Below are 20,764 nucleotides of genomic sequence, written 5' to 3' on the forward strand. Positions count from 1 at the left end.
TGTGTGTGAGCGGCAGGCTTTCTCACGCTGAAACGAGAGCTCGTAGCTGAGCCGCCCGTTTTTGCTTCGAAAAAGGAAGAAAGGAAGAGATGGTTGGTCTATTTCAGGATCGAGGCTTTTTCTATCTGACGGCCATTGCGTTATTCATGCAGGTGGTATGTAAGCAGGCACAAATCGTGCCATTTGATTTTTTTCAGGCATTTTTGGCAAGTTCAGGCATACAAGCTCTTTTTTATTTTCTGAAGAGAAAAGACTTAGGATTAAAGGCTACACTCGTGATATTGGTTAGCTTCATTTTTCTTTTTTTCTAAAGAGAGATTTGAAGACCAAAAACGAGGTTTAATCGTCGTGAAGAAGAGAAATGATGGTATGATAGGCGATCGTGATTATGGTATACTATTTTAGTTAAACGGGTCTTAGCAAAGGAAGTGCAAAATGACACAAAACCAAATTTCAATTCATGTAAAATCAGTGATGAAACCAGAGACGGAACCGGCTGAAACGATCGAATTCCGAACAACTGGAACGTACCAACAGAAGAATGACAAAACGTATCTCACTTACCATGAAGAACATGAAATGGGTCAAGTAAAAACCGTTGTGAAAATGAGTGAAAAAGAAATTTTTGTCATGAGATCAGGTGCTATTCAAATGAAACAGCGCTTTCTCATTGGAGAAACGACTGTCACACATTACACGATGCCATTTGGTACACTTCAGCTTGATGTACACACACATGGCATTGATTTCGATGTGGACAATGGGTTACTGCACATTACGTACGATATGCTGACAGGGGAAGATCAAAAGCATTTACATACATTATCGATTTCGTATAAGGAGGATTTACGTTCATGAATATAGCAGAACAGGTCAAAGATGCATTAAAAGATGAAATCATTGCGGCAGTCGTCAAAGCAGGACTTGCTGATGAAAACCAGGTGCCAGATGTCCTTTTAGAAGTGCCAAAAGAGAAAACTCACGGTGATTATTCCACCAACATGGCGATGCAGCTTGCCCGCATTGCGAAAAAAGCACCTCGTCAAATTGCAGAGGACATTGTCAATGCATTTGACAAAGGGAAAGCGTCGATTGAAAAACTGGATATCGCAGGTCCAGGATTCATTAACTTTTATATGAACAATCAGTATTTAACAAAGCTCATCCCAGCTGTCCTTGAGGCAAAAGAGGCATATGGTGAAACGAATACAGGCGGCGGTCAAAAGGTGCAAGTCGAATTCGTCTCAGCCAACCCAACTGGTGACCTTCACCTTGGACATGCCCGCGGAGCAGCTGTAGGTGATTCTCTTTGCAATATCCTTGATAAAGCAGGGTTCGACGTGAGCCGTGAATACTATATCAACGATGCAGGGAATCAAATCAATAACCTCGCTTTATCTGTAGAGGTACGTTACTTTGAGGCGCTCGGTCTTGAAAAAGACATGCCTGAAGACGGCTACAGAGGTGAAGACATCAAAGGCATCGGGCAAAAGATTGCGGATGAATTTGGTGACCGTTTCGTGCATGAACCAGAAGAAGAGCGTATGAAGTTCTTCCGTGAGTACGGATTGAAATACGAATTAGAGAAATTGCGTGTAGACCTTGAGAATTTCCGTGTCCCATTTGATGTGTGGTATTCTGAAACCTCTTTATATGAAAACGGAAAAATCGAACAAGCGCTGGAAACACTTCGCGCTAAAGGTTATATCTTTGAAGAAGATGGCGCAACATGGCTGCGTTCAACTGATTTTGGCGATGACAAGGACCGTGTGCTGATTAAAAAAGACGGCAGCTTCACATACTTGCTTCCAGACATCGCCTATCATAAGGATAAGCTGGACAGAGGCTTTGATCAGCTCATTAACATTTGGGGAGCGGACCATCACGGCTATATCCCTCGAATGAAAGCGGCGATCCAAGCACTCGGATATCCTGCTGACAAGCTTGAAGTAGAAATCATTCAGCTTGTTCACCTATATAAAAACGGTGAAAAGATGAAAATGAGTAAGCGTACAGGAAAAGCAGTGACAATGCGTGATCTGATTGAAGAAGTAGGCTTAGATGCCACTCGTTATTTCTTTGCGATGAGAAGTGCGGCGACACATATGGACTTTGACCTAGACTTAGCGATTTCAACGTCTAACGAAAACCCTGTGTACTATGCACAATATGCGCATGCGAGAATTTGCAGTATGCTGCGTCAAGGCGAGGAAAAAGGCTTCGAGCCGAATCTTGAGAAAGCAGATTTCTCTCACATCCAGTCTGAAAAAGAATACGACCTGCTGAAAATCATTGGCAGCTTCCCAGAAGTTGTAGCAGAAGCCGCTGAAAAACGTATTCCGCACCGCGTGACGAACTATATTTATGACCTTGCATCAGCCCTTCACAGCTTCTACAATGCCGAGAAGGTCATTGATGTAGAAAACGAAACCAAAACAACAGCACGTCTGTCACTGATGAAGGCGACACAAATTACACTCGCTAATGCATTAAAACTAATTGGCGTATCTGCACCGGAAAAAATGTAATACAAAAAGCCCCCGCTCTATTGTAGAAGCGGGGCTTTTTATATGAAAAACCCGCTATCTTCTAAGGAAAGCGGGTTTTGAAAATTAACCAAGCGTATTAATGATGTTAGAAATAGAATCAAATAATTGGCTAAGTACATCAGAGAACATGTTTTTGCCTCCTCTCTTTTCTTTTTACATCTACTTAACGAAGGGGATGGAGGGTTGGATCACTTTTTTAAAAAAAATTTGCATAGAAAAAACACCTGATGTACAAGTGCTTTTGGCTTTATGATGGATCACCTAAATACCTCTATATTATAGATGTCTATATCATTGAAATATAGACATCAACTGATATAACCAGGCAGACCAGGCCAATTGTTCTTGATGAATAAGGGATATCCAGAATCTACTTCTGTCTTATTGAGATCATATCGCAAATATCTCCAACCTTTAAACATATATGCTTTTTTATTAGTAGGCCAAATCACCATTCCGTTTATAGAATGAGACCAAGATCCTGGAAAATCATTGATGGTTGAAAATGGGGTGGGTGGATCTACTTTATCCATTTTAATATCGTAACGCATGTACGTATAATCCTTGAAGAACAAAGCTACTTCGTTCGTTAAAACCACCGCAGCGTCGATTCTGTCCGTCCAAAGCCCAGGCCAATTATTTTTAATAGGTAACGGGTATCCCGGGTCCACTTTTTTAGAGGCTATATCATAGCGCATATACTCCGAGTCTCTAAAAAAATAGACTTTATTGTTCGGCCAAACCACCGCAGCATCAATTCTGTCCGTCCAAAGCCCAGGCCAATTATGTTCAATAGGTAACGGGTACCCAGAATCCACCTTGTCCTTTTTAATATCATATTGATAGTATTCTCCAGCGCAAAAAAAATACGCCTTTTTGCCGTCAGGCCAAACGATTGGAGCCGTCAACATGTTGTCAGCCAGTATTTCAACAAAATATTTATGGTTGGCAGCATTAAGAATGGCTTCTGCTGGATTGCTGATAGCAAGTTGCTTCGCGTTATCTAGTCCATAACTGATGTCTTTTGTTTGTGCAGCAGCATGGCTCCATTCGTGTATTAGGACACCGAATTTAGAGTCTATCCCTGTTGCAGGTGCTGCATCAAATTGGGGGCAAAGATACACCACCTTTGAATTAAAATAAGTATAGGCAAAATAATTTGGTTTACAATCTGCTCCGGGTTTCACATAATAGTGAATTCCCTCTAAAACCTCTTTAATTTTGTTAAAATGATCCTGAATCACCTTATAATTATTTGGGGAATATGCTCCAAACAATTCAACGTAGAGTTCATTCTTATTTTCCTGACTCCATTCGGACAACTCCAATAATGTAGCGCTTATCCAGGCTCTAGCATTAGCATCTGCCTCGATGACTTTCATGATATCTGGGTCAATTCCTTGAGGCACAGGTTGATTTTCTTTGGGATTAATAGTAATCACTGAGGATTTATTTTTATCTATTAGTGTTGTTTTCTTCTGCTGGAGAAGTTCTTTCTCCCATTTACGTGCCTTTTCACCAGATGTAAGTCTAGGCTTAATATGACTTAGAAGTTTAAATTCTGTGGTTAACGGATCTAGGGTTAACATCTCAAATTCCTTATTGGTAGGGAGTTTGATTTCTCCATTCACTGGGGAGATAACATCAAGGAACTTGGTATAGAGGGTAACTGTATAAATACCAGGCTCATGGATTGGAAATGATGTGGATAAATCGAGTTTCTCAACAATCGTCTTCCCTGCTGGAATGATTCGGTAAGAATCTTTAGTAGGTTCCGCACGCTTCACTAAACGTCCATCATAAGGAATGATAAAGTCTTTTCTACGAATTTCTATAAAATTTAAGACTTCTCCCTCAAGAGGATTATCATATATCAACAAACCGCAATCTGAATCCATTAGGTTTTGGAGCTCGAATTTGAGTATGATAGGTTCGCCACAATTGTATTCGGTTTCCATGTGAATCGAGTGCTTTAATGTATGTTTTGTCAATACAGTCAGTCCCTTTTCATAAATTGATTCTCCCTCAAAAAAGGCCCCTTTAACATTTTGATTGAAGGGGCCTTGTATTCTTTGAAGGAGTTGAATTTTAGTAGTAATCGATCTGAGATGAGGTGATAACGGTTAAGACTAAATAATCATCCTCTATTTTGAATCAAAACAGCATAGTTTCGGTTTAATGAATAACATCATGTATATTAGTGATATGGGCATTACCTTCTAAATCAGCATATATAATGACCACTTTACAACCCTGCATTGGAGGATTAGTAGTAGCAGTCGTTTTACAGATAATACAATAGTTATTTCCAGAAACTAACTGAGATGCCACATATAAAACTGGGACATATTGAACACCTACAAAACCTTCAAAAGCCTTGCTAAATGCTGTTGCTACAGGTTGGGGTAAATTACAACCTTGCATGTCTTGAAATTCCCATCCGCCGGAACTAATAGACATTTCGAACACATCCTTTCTCGTCTTTCACTTATTTATCTCCTCCCTTTTGCTTTTTATGCAAACATTAAGAAGTCTCTTCTCAACTTAATAAAGGTCGTCATGCGGAGAAAAACAGAATTTGTTTTTTGTTGATCCTTGATAGACCCCGATTATAAAGAATCAAAACACTCCAGTCTGTAAAAGCTAGAAGAAAGCAGTGAATCGTGCGTTTCAGACAAGCTGTGCAAAGGGTATGGAAGAGAAAAAGACAGAATGAGGGCGGAGAATGTGAAAAAGAGGAGACTAGAGTTTTTATTTTTATATTTCATGATATTCGGGGCATATGTGATGTTTTGGTGGCCGGTGCCAGCGTGGGGCTTTCAGCTTTACGTAGTTAGTTATATCGCCATTATTTTATTTAGTATCGTCTCGCTCATGCTAGAGAATCGGACATCACAGCACACATTGTTATGGATCTATGTGCTGATCTTTTTCCCGATCATCGGATATATGTTCTATTTGTTCTCAGGACAGCTCTACGTAAAAGGCCATTTATTCAAATCAAAGAGAATGTATAACCGTGAAAAGTTACGTAGAATATCTGAGCTTGAGAGCAAGCCGGATGAAACACGTTTAACCGAGAATCAGCGTGCTTTTTTTCATTACACAGAAAAAGCGACAGGCATGCATGTGAATACAAATAGTGATATGGATATTTTAAAGAATGGGGAGGAAACCTTTCCTCTTATTTTTGAAGAGTTGAAAAAGGCAAAAGCGTTCATTCATATTGAATATTACATGTTTAAATCTGATTTCCTCGGTCACCAAATGATGGAGATTCTGATTGAAAAAGTGAAAGAAGGGGTAGAGGTTCGCTTCATATATGATGCGGCAGGTAGCATTCGCTTCTCTCGAAAGGATATTAAACGATTGAAGCAAGCAGGTGTAAAAGTCGCTCCGTTTCTGCCTTTAAAATATGGATTCTTTAATCAAAAATTCAATTTCCGAAATCACCGGAAAATCGTGATTATTGATGGAGAAACGGGGTTTGTCGGCGGGTTAAATGTTGGGAAGGAATATGTAGGGGGAGATGAAAGCATCGGCTTTTGGCGTGATACGCATGCAATACTAAAGGGTGAGGCTGTTCAAACCCTTCACTCCGTGTTCATGCTGGACTGGGAGTATGTATCCGATGAGGTGTTAATTGATGATCCGAAGTATCATACGCCGCACCCTGTGACAGGAGAGGATGTCATTCAGGTTGTACCCACTGGACCTGATATGAAGGAAAGTATGAGTGATTTATATGATGCACTCATTTCAAATGCGAAGCAATTTATCTGGATAGCGACACCTTATTTTGTCCCCAATGAGTCCATTCGTACAGCGCTTAAAATCGCTGCCACTAGAGGGGTGGATGTGCGGGTGATGGTACCTGAGACAAATGATGGCTTTCTCACACAATACGCCACACGATCCTATTTTGCTGAGCTTCTGAAAGAAGGCATCAAGGTGTATCACTATCAAAAAGGCTTTATGCATCAAAAGGTCATGATTGCAGATGGAGAGCTTGCCTCTGTTGGTACGGCCAATGTGGATATGAGAAGCTTTCAGCTCAATTTCGAGGTCAATGTCTTTACAGCCGCGAAAAAGCCAATTGAGCAATTGATGGCTCATTATGAGGAGGATATGAAAGAATGTGAGCAAATGGGACCGGTTCATTTTTATAAAAGGGGCTTAAAAGAGCGCTTGAAGGAATCATTTGCCCGGTTGTTTTCTGGTGTGCTGTGAGGTTTTCCATTGGAGAAATCATTTCCTGATCTAGTATTTTGAAGAGGATTCCTCTATAATTGAAAATGATTATCAATTATAGAGGAAATGAGGTTTTTTTACATATGCTAAAACGCTTTTTCGCCTATTACAGGCCCTATCGCGGTCTGTTCTTTTTAGATTTCTTTTGCGCTGTCGCAGTTGGACTGATGGAACTAGGTTTTCCGCTTATTGTGAACTACTTCATTGATACATTATTGCCAACAGGGAACTGGACGGTCATTGGCTGGACCGCACTTGCTCTGTTTGTCATTTATGCACTCAGCTCGGTTATGCAATTTATCGTGTCATACTGGGGGCACATGCTTGGTATCAATATTGAAACAGATATGAGGAAAAAGCTATTTGATCACTTTCAGCGCCTCTCATTTAAATTCTTTGATAACAATAAAACGGGAAAGCTCATGTCACGGATGACGAATGATCTCATGTACATTGGTGAGGTAGCGCATCACGGGCCTGAAGACTTATTCATTGCGATTATGACGATTCTTGGCGCCTTTGCTGTTATGCTGATGATTAATTGGCAGCTAGCCATTTTAACCTTCCTGATCATGCCTGTTATCATCTGGCTTGCGCTTTATTTTAATAAGAAGATGACGAAGGCGATTACACAGCTGAACAATGATATTGGAGACTTTCATGCAAGGGTGGAGAATAATATCGGCGGCATTCGGCTTGTTCAAGCCTTTGCAAATGAACATTTCGAGAAAAAACGCTTTGCTGAAAACAACAACCGCTTTCGGAAGGCGAAGCTCCTTTCTTATAAAATCATGTCCGTCAATGGCTCGATCAGCTATATTCTCACACGTCTTGTGACGCTGTTTGTCCTGCTGGCTGGTACATGGTTTGTTTTGCAAGGTCAATTAACGGCAGGTGGTTTTATCGCCTTTGTTCTCATCACAAACGTTTTATTCAGACCGATTGATAAAATCAACACGGTGATTGAAATGTACCCAAAAGGCATTGCCGGTTTTAAAAGCTATGTCGATTTACTTGAAACAGAGCCGGATGTGAAGGATACAGAAGGAGCTCGTGATGTTTACGGACTGAAGGGTGAAATTGAATACCGAAACGTGACGTTTGGCTATGATGAGCACAGTCATGTGTTAAAAGGTATCCATTTGAAGATCAAACAAGGAGAAACTGTTGCGTTTGTCGGGCCATCAGGAGCGGGGAAATCGACCATTTGCAGTTTGCTGCCTCGTTTTTATGATGTGGATGAAGGAGAGATCACGATTGATGGAGTGAGCACAAAAACCATGACCCTGTCTTCTTTAAGACAGCAGATCGGCATTGTGCAGCAGGATGTCTTTTTATTCTCAGGCACCATTCGTGAAAATATTGCGTACGGCAACCTAGAAGCGAGTGATGCAGAGATTTGGGAGGCCGTACGACGTGCACATTTAGAGGAACTCGTTCAGCGTTTCCCAGAAGGATTAAATACTGTGATAGGCGAGCGCGGCGTCAAGCTGTCAGGCGGTCAAAAGCAGCGTCTGTCGATTGCACGGATGTTCCTAAAAAATCCTTCTATTCTCATTTTAGATGAAGCCACGTCAGCACTGGATACAGAAACAGAAAAAGCCATACAGGATGCACTGAGTGAGCTGGCCGCCGGCCGGACCACACTCGTCATTGCCCACCGGCTTGCGACGATTAAACATGCTGACCGTATCATCGTTGTGACAGAGGAAGGTATCCAAGAACAAGGCCGTCACCAAGACTTAATCCAAATGGGCGGCGTATACAGAAGACTGCATGAAGCGCAGTTTGGACATTAAGGAAAAAGCCCTTTTGATAAAGGGCCTTTTTTGTTAGGATAATTAAAACTCGTGTAGGAAGGAGCTGATGGAATGAAGGGGCTTCGGCGATTACAAAAGGGCGATAAGATCGGTATTTTTTCACCTTCAAGTCCTGCATCTGCGACCTCGCCTCTGAGGTATCAGAGGGCGAAGAAGTGGCTTGAGCATAAAGGATTCATTGTGGAACCAGGATCATTAACAGGGAAAGAGGATCATTACCGTTCAGGTACGATTCGAGAACGAGCAAATGAGCTGAATGAGCTGATGGCTAGAGAGGATTTGGCCTGCGTGATGTCGATGATTGGCGGGACAAATTCGAATAGTTTACTGCCTTATCTTGATTTTGACCTGCTGAATAAACATCCGAAAGTCATGATCGGTTATTCAGATGCGACAGCGATTCTTTTAGCAGCATATGAAAAAACAGGGATGCCTGTTTTTTACGGGCCGGCACTTGTCCCATCCTTTGGGGAGTTTGAACCGTTCGTCAACTATACATATCAGTCGTTTGAGGAGATCCTGATGCACCCGCAAGCCATTCCATATCAGGTGGAAAAACCGCCCTTTTGGACAGATGAACGGATCAATTGGGAAGAGAAGACGCGTGACAAAGAAAAGCGACCAAACGATTGGCTGTGCCTCATAGAGGGACAGGCTAAAGGCAGACTGATCGGCGGGAATCTTAATGCCATGTACGGCATTTGGGGGAGTGAGTTCATGCCTGTTATTCAGAAGGGGGACATCCTCCTCATTGAAGATTGCATGAAAACCGCTTCGATTGTAGAAAAAAACTTCTCTCTTTTGAAGGTAAATGGTGTGTTTGAACAAGTATCAGGTATCCTCCTAGGGAAACATGAGCTGTTTGATGATGAAGGAACGGGCAAAGAGCCGCATGATATTTTACTTGAGGTGCTAGGAGACACAAAGAGACCGCTCATCGCTAATTTTGACTGTGCTCATACGCACCCGATGCTCACCATGCCAATAGGGACACAAGTGAAAATAGATGCAACCACAACGAAAGTTTGGTTAACGGAAGCGTGGATATAAGAAAAAAAGCAGCCCCCGGCTGCGTTTTTTTTATGAAACCTTCTCTTTTTCAAATGGTTGAAGGAGGTCTTGTGCCTTTTTCCCTTCTACCACAATTAAGTAGTCTGACTCTAAATGAGTGAGCCTGAAGGCTTCAAGCTCTACCACATTTTTAATGCTGCACATTGTTTTTTTCGAATACACATATAAACGATGCTGAGCCTGCTGGCACTTTTCATATAGAGATATAAGCTTATGTAAATTCAACGCTTTCGCAGCGATTCGGATTGAATAGATTTGAGACATCCTCATATCCTCCTGTTCATTACTTTCTCACAATAGCTTTGTTACCCCTGTTTGCACAGGGATAAACCTGTCTCTATGATTTCCACTCAATGGTTCCCCCGCCTGTTCGCCGATTGCCTCTTATCGCAGACAGTTCTTCGACTAGACGGAGCAGGGCCTGATCCTTTAACTTCGCCTCAATCATAAAATCTACATCACGTCCATATGGTTTTAATGCTTGAAAAAGCGGTAAGACAAAGGTCATATCTACACCATCCGCATGACTGCGTATCGCTTTTTCTGATTTAGGTGAGGATAAATGGATTTTAGGCGGAATACCAGTGCTTGTCCAAGTGCCAAACATTCTTGGGAGGATGTCTTCAAGCGCTGCATTGTCATCTTTATTTGCCACGTGATGATGGTAATCAAAAACAAATGGAATATCGTGCTTTTCACATACACCAAGCGTTTCCAACGACGTATACGTTTTGTCATCATTCTCAAGCGTCATTCTCGCCTTGATATGCGCCGGAAGCTGTTTAATATTTTCATCAAAGCGGTAAAGAGCCGAATCTTTATCACCGTAAGCACCGCCCACATGAATGTTGATATAGCTTTCCTTTTCGAGCTTCATCGCCTCAAGCATTTGAACATGATACGTCATATCCATCACCGCATTCTCTGTGATGGAAGGCTTTGGGCTTGTAAACAAGGTGAATTGATTGGGGTGAAAGCTCACTCGTAACCTGTGCCGTTTCACCAACTCGCCAATCTCTAGGAACTCCTTGCGAAAGGGTGTCACAAAGTCCCAGCGAACCTCGGGATGGGTTGCTAGTGGAACAATTGAGCTGGAAAAACGGTAAAGCGGAATATCATGAGCAATGGCAAAATAAAGCGTTCTTAACGTATTCACAAGATTGGCTTTCGTTGTTCGCAATAAAGCCTCTTTCCTGTCTTCTTTTGAGAGCTTGCTGTATCGTGCGAAGGTCAGCGACTTGGCAGGAGAAGCTTCCCACAGGGTGACAGCATTGGACACATAACCAAATCGATAGCGCATATGTCATCTCCTTTATAAAAAATACGAAAACATGGCGCCTACCCATTCAAGCGGCCGTGTGAAAAAAGGGCGCTGCTGAAATTTCTCTTCTGTCACGCGCTCGGACACTTCAATATGTTCACGAATCTTTTCCTCCACATGCGCCGTAAAGACGGCGTCATCAATGGCTACTTCTATTTCTTCGTTTAAAAACAAGCTGCGTTTATCAAAATTCGCTGTACTGATCATGCAGCGGCTGTGATCTATGAGAATGGCTTTCGCATGATAAAACCCTTTATAAAAACGATACACAAGGCAGCCGGCGGCAATTAAATCCTTCAAATAATGGAATCCAGCCTCTTTAACAAGTGGGTGATCTGCCTTCATAGGGATAATGATTTCAACTGTGACGCCTCGCTTTCGTGCATCAAGCAGTGCCTTGAGAAGAGGGGCTGATGGAATAAAATAAGGCGTACAGATGATGATCTGCTGCCTTGCCTGCTGAATATCTTGGAGTAATAAGGCTTCTAAAGAAAAGCCAGCAGTCGCGCGTGTTGTGCATTGAAGTGTTCCCGGTTCAAGTGGGGGAAAAACCTCATATTGTAGCTGATGAACGCCAGATGAACGGTATAAATCATTGAGAAACACGTGCTGGAGATCTGCGACAACCTGTCCGGTCATGCGTAAATGAAAATCCTTCCAAATGCCAAAACGGCCCTTTTTCCCAACATATTGATCGCCAATATTAAACCCGCCAATATAGCCAATCCTTCCGTCTATTACCGTGATTTTACGATGGTTTCTCATGTTTAATCGATAAATCAAAAAAGGGAAACGAGGTTTATTGAGAAAATAAAATTGAATGCCGCTTCTTTCTAGCATGTCAATCGACTTTTGATCAAGCGAATAGGAGCCTAATCGATCTGTGAGCAAAATGACGGAAACGCCTTGTTCCGCTTTGGCTTTCAGCGCTTGTAAAACCCTTTGACCAATCTTGTCGTTCTTTACAATAAAGAACATCATATGAATAGAAGAAGAGGCCTGCTGAATATCGTTAAGCAACTGATCAAAAAGTGGTTCGCCATCATGATAAAAAACGGCATCACCGCTTGTTTGGTCAAAAGATCGTTCAAAAGCGTGAGTAGAAAAATATTTCTTTCCCATATAAAGGTCTAACAGTACGAGCAAAACAATGGCAATGAATACGAGTAGGATAATCAATGCGATCATGAAGCTTCCTCCTTTTTTGCATATATCAATAGTGTACCCAAATGTGTAAAAAATATTGACTGAATACTCATTCATTATTTATGATAGAGGTACAACATGGAAACGGAACAAAGTGGGTTGTGGGGAATGAAAGGGGGAGCAGGATGAATAGCCTTTTAATCATGAACTTGATCGCATTTGCGGCGGTGACCGCTTACGCTGTGTATTTGTTTATTTATCTCATTCGAACACGAGCGGCATATATTCGTCTTGGTAAAAAAGAAGAGTTTCAACAAGACATGAAGAAACGCTTAGAGCGTGTTTGGATCAATGTGTTTGGGCAAAAGAAGCTGTTAAAGGACAAGAAGAGTGGCATCATTCATGTGCTGTTTTTCTACGGATTTATCCTTGTCCAGTTCGGAGCCCTTGATTTTATTATGAAGGGACTTGTTCCGGGCAGCGGGCTCCCTTTAGGTCCACTGTATGGCGTCTTTACGTTTTTCCAAGAGGTGGTCACACTTCTTATTTTAGTAGCAGTTGTTTGGGCTTTCCATAGAAGATATGTGGAGAAGCTTGTCCGTTTAAAAAGAGGCTTTAAATCAGGCCTTGTGCTGCTGTTTATTGGCGGCTTGATGCTGACAGTCTTACTGGGAAACGGCATGAATATTATCTGGCATGGACACTCTCTATCACCAACTGAGCCAATCGCTTCCGGTATTGCATTCTTGCTGGGCTGGCTCTCGCCTCTTGCGGCAACGATTGTTTTTTATGTCGCATGGTGGGTGCATCTTCTTATTTTACTGACGTTCTTAGTATACGTCCCGCAGTCTAAGCACGCTCATCTGATTGCAGGTCCGGTCAATGTTTTTGTCAGCAGATTAGACCCGCCAGGAAAGCTGCAAAAAATTGATTTTGAAGACGAGACTCAAGAAACCTTCGGTGTGGGGAAAATTGAAGATTTCCGTCAGTCTCAGCTGATTGATCTTTACGCCTGTGTAGAATGTGGGCGCTGCACGAATATGTGCCCGGCAACAGGGACAGGGAAGATGCTGTCTCCAATGGATTTGATATTAAGATTAAGAGATCATTTAACAAATAAAGGAGCCGCCATCACATCAAAGACCCCTTGGGTCCCGCAGCTTGTCTTTAAGCAGACGACAGGAAATCAGCTGGCGATGCAGGCGAGAGGCGCTGGAGCGGAAGAATCGGCTGCTAGCACTATGTATCACCCTTCACTCATTGGTGAGGTCATTACAGAAGAAGAAATCTGGGCATGCACAACGTGCCGAAACTGTGAAGATCAATGTCCTGTCATGAATGAACATGTTGACAAAATTATTGATATGCGCAGATATCTTGTGCTGACTGAAGGGAAAATGGACGCAGATGCACAGCGAGCCATGACAAGCATTGAGCGCCAAGGGAACCCGTGGGGATTGAACCGAAAAGAAAGAGAAAATTGGCGTGATCTTAGAGAAGATGTGCATGTGCCGACAGTGAAAGAGCTGAAAAAAGCAGATCAGACCTTTGAGTATTTATTCTGGGTTGGGTCAATGGGGGCGTATGACAATCGAAGCCAAAAGATTGCGCTTGCCTTTGCAAAGCTCCTCAACGAAGCAGGTGTCTCCTTTGCCATCTTAGGCAATAAAGAGAAAAACTCAGGGGATACACCAAGAAGACTTGGAAACGAATTTTTATTCCAAGAGCTCGCTGCAAAAAACATTGAAGAATTCCAGAAAAACGACGTCACAAAGATCGTCACGATTGATCCACACGCCTACAATTTATTTAAAAATGAATATCCAGACTTCGGGCTTGAGGCAGAAGTGTATCATCATACAGAATTACTGGCAGAGCTAGTGAAAGAAGGGAAAATAACGCCTGTACATGAAGTGAACGAGGTGATTACCTTCCACGATTCTTGCTATCTGGGCAGATATAACGAGGTGTATGATCCGCCAAGAGACATTTTAAAAGCCATTCCTGGTGTGACGCTGAAAGAAATGGAGCGTCATCGTGAAACCGGTATGTGCTGCGGTGCAGGAGGGGGCTTAATGTGGATGGAGGAAGAGACAGGTACCCGGATTAACACAGCACGAACGGAGCAGGCGTTACAGGTGCAGCCGTCCATCATCAGCTCAGGATGTCCTTATTGTTTAACCATGCTGGGAGATGGGACGAAAGCGAAAGAAGTAGAGGAGCAGGTAGGCACATTTGACGTGGCAGAACTTCTTGAAAAATCCGTGTTTGGCGAGGCTGGAACGCAGGCTTCGTAAGGATGGCAGGCCGGTGAATATCGATGTTCATCGGCTTAAGCATGGCGCTGTCTTATCAGCTGCCTGAATCATGATGTAAGCGGTAACAAATTGGAGGGGACATACATGAGCACGACAGTCATTGTATCTGGAGCAAGAACACCTTTTGGAAAACTAGGCGGTTCTTTAAGTGGCTTAACTGCCGCAGAATTAGGCGGCATGGCGATCAAGGCTGCGCTGGAAAGAGCCTCAACTTCTCATGAGGTGGATGAGGTCATCATGGGAAGTGTTCTGCAAGGAGGGCAAGGTCAGATTCCTTCAAGGCAGGCTGCAAGATATGCTGATCTTCCATGGTCTGTCCCGGCGCAAACCATCAATAAAGTCTGTGCATCAGGAATGCGTAGCGTGAGCACAGCAGATCAAATCATTCGAGCGGGAGATGCTGAGGTCATCGTAGCGGGTGGTATGGAATCCATGTCTCACGCCCCTTATTTGCTAAAAAAAGCGCGATGGGGCTACAAAATGGGAGATGGTGCAGTACAAGATGCGATGATTTTAGATGGATTAACCTGTTCGTTTACAGGTGTTCATATGGGTGAGTATGGAAGCAGGGCAGCAAACGAGCTTGGCATCACGCGAGAAGAGCAGGACCTTTGGGCACTAAGAAGTCACGAACGAGCCATCGAGGCTCAAAAAAACGGCTTTTTTCAACATGAAATCACCCCAGTGACCGTCAAGACGAAAAAAGGGGATCAGCTCATCACAGAAGATGAATCCCCGCGGCGTGATACATCATATGAAAGGCTCTCAAAGCTCATGCCTGTGTTTGACCAGACAGGTACAATTACCGCTGGAAATGCACCAGGTGTCAATGACGGAGCAAGTGCGCTTCTTCTCATGAAAGACACATATGCTACGCAGCATGGTGAAAAACCAATGGCTGTCATACTTGGACATACACAGGTAGCAATAGAGGCGAAGGACTTTCCGAAAACACCAGCCTTTGCAATCGAGATGGTTTTAAAGAAAACAGGAAAGCGTCTAGAGGATATTGATTTGTTTGAAATCAATGAGGCTTTTTCAGCGGTAGCTCTAGCCTGTGAGAAAATGATCGGGCTGGACCGGCGGAAATTAAATATCAATGGAGGAGCAGTCGCACTAGGCCATCCAATTGGGGCAAGTGGAACACGGATCATACTGACCTTAATTCATGCGTTGAGACAAAGGGGAGGAGGTATTGGTATCGCGGCGATATGCAGTGGGGGCGGTCAAGGGGATGCCATTATGATCAAGGTGGATTAAAAGGGAGGCGCTTATTGTCATGAGTACAGAAGAAACCATCATGGTCGTTGGGGCTGGTCAAATGGGATCTGGCATTGCCCAGGTATTTGCTCAGTCAGGCTACACAGTCCTGCTCCACGATGCAGTAGAAGAGCAGATTCATCGAGCCATTTCCTCCATGACCAAACAGCTGACGAAACGAGCGGAAAAAGGAAAGCTGGCACATCAGGCAGTCCGTGATATTACGCAGCGGCTTGCCGTTTCCACAGATTTAAAGGACGTACAGCAGGTTCATTTAGTGATTGAAGCGGCATCTGAACAAATGAATGTCAAAAAACAAATCTTTAAAACCCTCGATCAATTCGCTGAGGAGAAGACGATATTTGCAACCAATACGTCTTCCCTCTCCATCACAGAATTAGCAGCCGTTACGACAAGGCCAGAGCAGGTGATTGGCATGCATTTCATGAATCCTGTTCCTGTGATGAAGCTGGTTGAGGTGATCCGTGCATTGCAAACGAATGACGAAACATACAAACTCGTTTTTGAAGCAGCGAAGACATTAAACAAAACCCCAATTGAAGTGGAAGACTTCCCGGGCTTTGTATCAAATCGCATATTGATGCCGATGATCAATGAAGCCATTTATACCCTTTATGAGGGCGTAGCAGATGCAGAAAGTATTGACAGCATCATGACACTTGGGATGAATCACCCAATGGGCCCGCTTCGTCTTGCTGATCTAATTGGACTGGATACATGTTTATTTATTATGAATACCCTTCACGAGGGTCTTGGAGATAGCAAATATCGACCTTGTCCTCTTTTGAAAAAATACGTGAATGCAGGCTGGCTTGGCCGAAAGACAAAGAGAGGTTTTTACACATACCACGACCACTCATAGGGGGAGTCAAGATGGATGTTATGCTAACGGAACAACAGCGTCTTTGGAGAGAACAAGTGGCAGCATTTGCACGTCAGCATGTACTCCCTGAAGTAGAAGCCATGGAACAAGGTCAGTTTCCAAGAACACTGATAGCTAAGATGGGAAAGCAAGGCTTTCTAGGACTTCCGATACCAGCTGTGTATCAAGGGTTAGAGGCAGATTTTACGACCTATATCATTGCGATTCATGAATTATCGAAAGTGAGTGCAACCATCGGTGTCATTGTGTCCGTTCATACATCTGTCGTGACAATGCCTATTTTGGCGTTTGGTACGACCGAGCAAAAAGAATCCTATGTTCCGCTGCTTGCGTCTGGGCAGAAGCTGGGAGCCTTTTGCCTGACGGAACCAACCGCTGGCTCAGATGCTTCTAGTATTCAGCTAAGGGCAGAGCAGGTAGACGAACACTATATATTAAATGGAACGAAAATTTTTATCACAAGCGGCGGGGAAGCAGAACTGTATCTTGTATTTGCAGTGACAGACCCTGCTTCTGCTAAAAAAAATATATCAGCGTTCATTGTCGAAAAAGATACGCCGGGATTTACGATTGGAAAAGATGAGAAGAAGATGGGACTTCACGGATCAAAAACAGTGACGCTTCATTTTGATGGCGTGCGAATCCCGAAGGAGCAGCTACTCGGTGCAGAAGGAGAGGGCTTCCGAATGGCCATGTCTAGCTTGAATGCGGGGAGAATCGGTATCGCGGCCCAAAGCCTTGGCATTGCAGAAGCTGCATTAACGGAGGCAGTGACCTATTTAAAGCAACATCCAGCAGGTCTTGAAACGACCATTCGGCTAGGCGATTTAGCGGCGAAGCTTGAAGCGGCCAAGCTGCTCGTCTATCAAGCCGCTGCTTATAAAGAGGCAAATCGCCCGGTCACAAAGGAAGCGTCGATGGCAAAGCTATTTGCCTCAAGAACAGCGGTTGAGATCAGTACAGAAGTCATCCATTTGTTAGGCATGGACGGTTATACGAATCGATATCATGCGGAACGCTATTTTCGTGATGCGAAAATTTGTGAAATCTATGAAGGAACAAGTGAAATTCAAAGGCTGGTCATTTGTAAACAGCTAATATGAAATGAGGTGGCTCGTGATGCAGTTCAAATTAAGTGACGAACATGAAATGATCCAAAAAATGGTGAGAGATTTTGCGGAAAATGAAGTGGAGCCAACAGCAGCAGAGCGAGATGAGACAGAAACCTATGATCCAGCTATTTTTCGTCAAATGGCGGAGCTCGGTTTAACGGGCATCCCTTGGCCGGAAGAAGTTGGCGGGATCGGTAGCGACTATTTAGCCTACGTCATAGCTGTTGAGGAGCTTTCAATAGTGTGCGCCTCTACTGGCGTTACCCTGTCTGCCCACACATCTCTCGCCTCGTGGCCAATCTATACATTCGGGACAGAGGAACAAAAGGAGACCTATTTAAAGCCGCTTGCAGAGGGACAGAAGATAGGCGCATACGCACTCACTGAAAGCGGCTCCGGCTCTGATGCCGGCGGAATGAAGACAACCGCAGTGAAAAAGGGCAGTGAATACATCTTGAACGGTGCGAAAATCTTTATTACCAATGGAGGTATTGCGGATTATTATATTGTGTTTGCCGTGACAGACCAAGAAGCTGCATCTCGAAATACAACTGCTTTTATTGTAGAAAAAGAGACACCTGGCTTCTCAATTGGTAAAAAGGAAAGCAAGCTGGGCATACGCTCATCGCCAACGACAGAAATCATCTTTGAAGACTGTCGTATTCCCGAAAGGAACCGGCTTGGTCAAGAAGGCGAAGGGTTTAAAATAGCGATGATGACACTCGACGGCGGTAGAAACGGTATTGCGGCACAGGCTGTTGGAATTGCCCAAGGCGCTCTTGATGCGGCGGTGAATTATGCAAAGGAACGCAAGCAATTTGGCAAACCAATCATTCAGCAGCAAGGGATTGCTTTTAAATTAGCCGATATGGCGACGGCGATTGAGGCCTCAAGACTGCTCACCTATCAGGCTGCATGGCTTGAAACGAAAGGGCTTCCGTACGGGAAAGAATCGGCTATGTCCAAGCTCTTTGCTGGTAATACAGCCATGCAGGTGACGACAGAAGCGGTTCAAATCTTCGGCGGATATGGCTATACAAAGGATTACCCAGTCGAACGATACATGCGTGATGCGAAAATCACTCAAATTTACGAAGGAACACAGGAAATTCAGCGGCTGGTCATCTCAAGGAAACTGCTAGATATGTAGAAAACAAGTAAAGACCACCTGATGTGAGGTGGTCTGTTTTGGTGCGTCATGCAGCTCTCAAATTTGTGGTCATTTCCAATATTGATCCATATCAGGATGGTTATTATGTTAAAATTGGGAAAAATATAAATATGGAGGTTCTTAAGGTGAACACAACATTCACGACCATTTTAGCAATCGTAACAATGATCATATGGATTATGGTCTCCACAGAGCTTTCAAAGTCTCCAAAAAAGAAGGAAGAAAAAGAAAACAGCCGCAGAAAATTAATTGTATTCATGTCTGCGGGCACTTTACTTACCATACCTGTGGTTGTTTCATTAATCCAGAATATCCAGCTGTAACATCATATCCATTCGCCTAAATCGCTGCTGTCTGTTTTGATTTCACCCATTTGAAAAAAACATAACGGACAAGTGGTCCCATAATCAAAAGCTGCAAAGGGAGCGCCAAAATGACATTATGACCGAAAATCGTTAAGTAATCGGATAGAATCGATTGTGTTTGAAATCCTGTGCTGATGCTTTGAACTACATATCCGCACAAAGACATGAGACACACCATCCCAAACACGATGCAGATAGAAAGAGTGAGAATAAAATAGATTTTCTTGCCTTTTTGGGCAAAACGGTTGGCTACTTTTTTTGCTGAAGGCCCAACAATACACATCTCAATCAACAAAGTGATGGCAAAACCGATCACATAGCTGAGTACACCTTCTAACCATGTCATATGTCCAAGCCGTCCATTTAGAAATAGATTATAAAAGAACATCACTGAAAACATACAAAAACACATCAAGACACCAAATTGTATATCTTCTTTTTTTGTCATTGTCAATTCGATCAACCTCTCAAAATTTAGTCTATTTATTATAGATTTTTGTTTTAATTCGTCGTAAGTGAACATTTTGTGAAGGAATAAATACCCTTTTTTCAAGAAGAGTAAGTGGCTTTTTTTTCACCAAAAGGGAAGACAAAAAAGCATGCAAAATGTGTGCTTCACACAAGAATCAGTCCAATTCGGCACAAATGATGGACCGCTAGAAGCTCCTCATGATAAAAAATCACAAATTAACATGATTAAAGGTGGCATAAACTCCCCTAATTTGTTTATAATGAGAGGTATGGTTTGTCGTAAGAATAAGGGATAAATACTTATTATTTCACTGATGAATGGATACATACATGTAATAGAAAGGAAGTGTCTGACCTTGAGTTTGAAAGAATACTCACAGGAACAGCTCAAGCACATGTCTTTAGTTGAACTTGCTTATGAAATTTTCAGAGATAGCAAAACACCGATTACGTTTTCCGAGTTAATAGATGAAATGATCCGTTTACAAGGGATACAAAAATCTGATCTTGATGATCGACTTGCCCAATTTTATACAGATTTAAATATAGATGGCCGCTTTATTTCGTTAGGTGATCAGAGATGGGGACTTCGCAGCTGGTATCCAGTTGATCAAATGGAAGAAGAAGTTCAGCCAGCTGTGAAAACAAAAGCGAAAAAGAAAAAAACAAAAGCTGCTGTCGTTGAAGAAGACTTCGATGAGATTGAAGACGAAGAAGAAATCGAAGAGCTTGATGAAGATCTTGATCTTGTTGAAGAAGACGATGATCTCGACTTAGATGAAGAAGTTGATGAAGAAATCGAAGACTTCGATGAAGATGATGATGACGAAGATGATGACGGCTTGACGGAGATTGAAGAAGACGATTTAGGCGACGAAGAGGAAGAGAAATAACCCTTTCAAACCGGTCCTTAAAACAGGACAAAACCGTCTTGACTTTCGAGAGCGAACTATGTAGTATGTATTTTGGGCTCTCTAAAAAAGAGTACGTAAAGATACGTTCATT

At 42.9% G+C, this 20,764-nt stretch carries 18 protein-coding genes; 12 read left to right on the forward strand and 6 right to left on the reverse strand.

The genetic code is table 11. The annotated features are described in order from the left end of the window. Window positions 1-435: 435 nt before the first annotated feature. Window positions 436-858, forward strand: coding sequence for a YwiB family protein (locus tag IEE86_RS04995; RefSeq protein ID WP_191096229.1), 423 nt, complete (start codon window positions 436-438; stop codon window positions 856-858). Continuing rightward, complete coding sequence (gene argS, locus IEE86_RS05000) at window positions 855-2,528, forward strand: arginine--tRNA ligase (RefSeq protein ID WP_191096230.1); 1,674 nt, start codon at window positions 855-857, stop codon at window positions 2,526-2,528. Before IEE86_RS04995 ends, argS begins: the two co-directional genes overlap by 4 nt. Before the next feature lie 329 nt (window positions 2,529-2,857). Here the strand turns inward: argS and IEE86_RS05005 are convergent, their stop codons facing one another. Together IEE86_RS05005 and IEE86_RS05010 are read right to left on the reverse strand one after the other, a co-directional pair. Next, on the reverse strand, window positions 2,858-4,540 hold the full coding sequence (locus IEE86_RS05005) for a hemopexin repeat-containing protein (RefSeq protein WP_191096231.1): 1,683 nt from the start codon (window positions 4,538-4,540) through the stop codon (window positions 2,858-2,860). 184 nt (window positions 4,541-4,724) lie between these two features. Next, window positions 4,725-5,009 carry a hypothetical protein gene (locus IEE86_RS05010; RefSeq protein WP_191096232.1) on the reverse strand — a complete coding sequence of 95 codons (285 nt, stop codon included), beginning with the start codon at window positions 5,007-5,009 and terminating at the stop codon, window positions 4,725-4,727. Window positions 5,010-5,276: 267 nt separating this feature from the next. Between IEE86_RS05010 and cls (IEE86_RS05015) the strand changes: the two genes are divergently transcribed. From cls (IEE86_RS05015) to IEE86_RS05025, 3 genes are all read left to right on the forward strand, one after another. Next, window positions 5,277-6,779: a cardiolipin synthase gene (cls, locus tag IEE86_RS05015; protein WP_318010251.1), complete on the forward strand. Its 1,503-nt coding sequence runs from the start codon at window positions 5,277-5,279 to the stop codon at window positions 6,777-6,779. 104 nt (window positions 6,780-6,883) lie between these two features. Next, complete coding sequence (locus tag IEE86_RS05020) at window positions 6,884-8,599, forward strand: ABC transporter ATP-binding protein (protein WP_191096233.1); 1,716 nt, start codon at window positions 6,884-6,886, stop codon at window positions 8,597-8,599. 72 nt (window positions 8,600-8,671) lie between these two features. Next, window positions 8,672-9,670, forward strand: a complete 999-nt coding sequence (locus IEE86_RS05025; RefSeq protein WP_191096234.1) for a S66 family peptidase — start codon at window positions 8,672-8,674, stop codon at window positions 9,668-9,670. Window positions 9,671-9,700: 30 nt separating this feature from the next. Here IEE86_RS05025 and IEE86_RS05030 read toward each other — a convergent pair whose 3' ends face one another. The 3 genes from IEE86_RS05030 to cls (IEE86_RS05040) all read right to left on the reverse strand — a co-directional run bounded on the left by IEE86_RS05030 (window position 9,701) and on the right by cls (IEE86_RS05040) (window position 12,200). After that, on the reverse strand, window positions 9,701-9,955 hold the full coding sequence (locus IEE86_RS05030) for a general stress protein (protein WP_191096235.1): 255 nt from the start codon (window positions 9,953-9,955) through the stop codon (window positions 9,701-9,703). Between the two features lie 73 nt (window positions 9,956-10,028). After that, window positions 10,029-10,991, reverse strand: coding sequence for a UV DNA damage repair endonuclease UvsE (gene uvsE / locus IEE86_RS05035; protein ID WP_191096236.1), 963 nt, complete (start codon window positions 10,989-10,991; stop codon window positions 10,029-10,031). A gap of 12 nt (window positions 10,992-11,003) precedes the next feature. Beyond that, entirely contained in the window at window positions 11,004-12,200 is a 1,197-nt protein-coding gene (gene cls / locus IEE86_RS05040) for a cardiolipin synthase (protein ID WP_191096237.1), read from the reverse strand. 143 nt (window positions 12,201-12,343) lie between these two features. Between cls (IEE86_RS05040) and IEE86_RS05045 the strand changes: the two genes are divergently transcribed. From IEE86_RS05045 to IEE86_RS05070, 6 genes are all read left to right on the forward strand, one after another. After that, a complete protein-coding gene (locus tag IEE86_RS05045; RefSeq protein WP_191096238.1) occupies window positions 12,344-14,455 on the forward strand; it encodes a (Fe-S)-binding protein in 2,112 nt (703 codons plus the stop codon). Window positions 14,456-14,560: 105 nt separating this feature from the next. Continuing rightward, window positions 14,561-15,736 carry an acetyl-CoA C-acetyltransferase gene (locus IEE86_RS05050; protein ID WP_191096239.1) on the forward strand — a complete coding sequence of 392 codons (1,176 nt, stop codon included), beginning with the start codon at window positions 14,561-14,563 and terminating at the stop codon, window positions 15,734-15,736. 19 nt (window positions 15,737-15,755) lie between these two features. Beyond that, a complete protein-coding gene (locus IEE86_RS05055) occupies window positions 15,756-16,619 on the forward strand; it encodes a 3-hydroxybutyryl-CoA dehydrogenase (protein WP_191096240.1) in 864 nt (287 codons plus the stop codon). Between the two features lie 11 nt (window positions 16,620-16,630). Then, window positions 16,631-17,743, forward strand: a complete 1,113-nt coding sequence (locus IEE86_RS05060) for an acyl-CoA dehydrogenase family protein (protein ID WP_191096241.1) — start codon at window positions 16,631-16,633, stop codon at window positions 17,741-17,743. A gap of 16 nt (window positions 17,744-17,759) precedes the next feature. Continuing rightward, a complete protein-coding gene (locus tag IEE86_RS05065; RefSeq protein ID WP_191096242.1) occupies window positions 17,760-18,902 on the forward strand; it encodes an acyl-CoA dehydrogenase in 1,143 nt (380 codons plus the stop codon). A 146-nt stretch (window positions 18,903-19,048) separates the two neighbouring features. Beyond that, window positions 19,049-19,246 carry a hypothetical protein gene (locus IEE86_RS05070; protein ID WP_191096243.1) on the forward strand — a complete coding sequence of 66 codons (198 nt, stop codon included), beginning with the start codon at window positions 19,049-19,051 and terminating at the stop codon, window positions 19,244-19,246. A gap of 16 nt (window positions 19,247-19,262) precedes the next feature. Here the strand turns inward: IEE86_RS05070 and IEE86_RS05075 are convergent, their stop codons facing one another. Continuing rightward, complete coding sequence (locus IEE86_RS05075; RefSeq protein WP_191096244.1) at window positions 19,263-19,742, reverse strand: DUF2798 domain-containing protein; 480 nt, start codon at window positions 19,740-19,742, stop codon at window positions 19,263-19,265. Window positions 19,743-20,115: 373 nt separating this feature from the next. On the opposite strand from IEE86_RS05075, the gene rpoE reads away from it, so the two are divergent. Beyond that, window positions 20,116-20,652: a DNA-directed RNA polymerase subunit delta gene (gene rpoE / locus IEE86_RS05080; protein WP_191096245.1), complete on the forward strand. Its 537-nt coding sequence runs from the start codon at window positions 20,116-20,118 to the stop codon at window positions 20,650-20,652. Window positions 20,653-20,764: the final 112 nt, after the last annotated feature.

Origin of the sequence: Bacillus crepusculi (genome assembly GCF_014764715.1) — a bacterium.
In the GTDB taxonomy this organism is placed as follows: domain Bacteria; phylum Bacillota; class Bacilli; order Bacillales; family Bacillaceae; genus Bacillus.

Excerpts from the sequence above, each read along its gene's own strand:
- IEE86_RS05030 (WP_191096235.1), bottom strand. The coding sequence starts at position 9,955 with ATGTCTCAAATCTATTCAATCCGAATCGCTGCGAAAGCGTTGAATTTA.
- IEE86_RS05010 (WP_191096232.1), bottom strand. The coding sequence starts at position 5,009 with ATGTCTATTAGTTCCGGCGGATGGGAATTTCAAGACATGCAAGGTTGT.
- uvsE (WP_191096236.1), bottom strand. The coding sequence starts at position 10,991 with ATGCGCTATCGATTTGGTTATGTGTCCAATGCTGTCACCCTGTGGGAA.
- IEE86_RS05065 (WP_191096242.1), top strand. The coding sequence starts at position 17,760 with ATGCAGTTCAAATTAAGTGACGAACATGAAATGATCCAAAAAATGGTG.
- cls (WP_191096237.1), bottom strand. The coding sequence starts at position 12,200 with ATGATCGCATTGATTATCCTACTCGTATTCATTGCCATTGTTTTGCTC.
- IEE86_RS05060 (WP_191096241.1), top strand. The coding sequence starts at position 16,631 with ATGGATGTTATGCTAACGGAACAACAGCGTCTTTGGAGAGAACAAGTG.
- IEE86_RS05055 (WP_191096240.1), top strand. The coding sequence starts at position 15,756 with ATGAGTACAGAAGAAACCATCATGGTCGTTGGGGCTGGTCAAATGGGA.
- argS (WP_191096230.1), top strand. The coding sequence starts at position 855 with ATGAATATAGCAGAACAGGTCAAAGATGCATTAAAAGATGAAATCATT.
- IEE86_RS05020 (WP_191096233.1), top strand. The coding sequence starts at position 6,884 with ATGCTAAAACGCTTTTTCGCCTATTACAGGCCCTATCGCGGTCTGTTC.
- IEE86_RS04995 (WP_191096229.1), top strand. The coding sequence starts at position 436 with ATGACACAAAACCAAATTTCAATTCATGTAAAATCAGTGATGAAACCA.
- IEE86_RS05045 (WP_191096238.1), top strand. The coding sequence starts at position 12,344 with ATGAATAGCCTTTTAATCATGAACTTGATCGCATTTGCGGCGGTGACC.
- IEE86_RS05025 (WP_191096234.1), top strand. The coding sequence starts at position 8,672 with ATGAAGGGGCTTCGGCGATTACAAAAGGGCGATAAGATCGGTATTTTT.
- IEE86_RS05050 (WP_191096239.1), top strand. The coding sequence starts at position 14,561 with ATGAGCACGACAGTCATTGTATCTGGAGCAAGAACACCTTTTGGAAAA.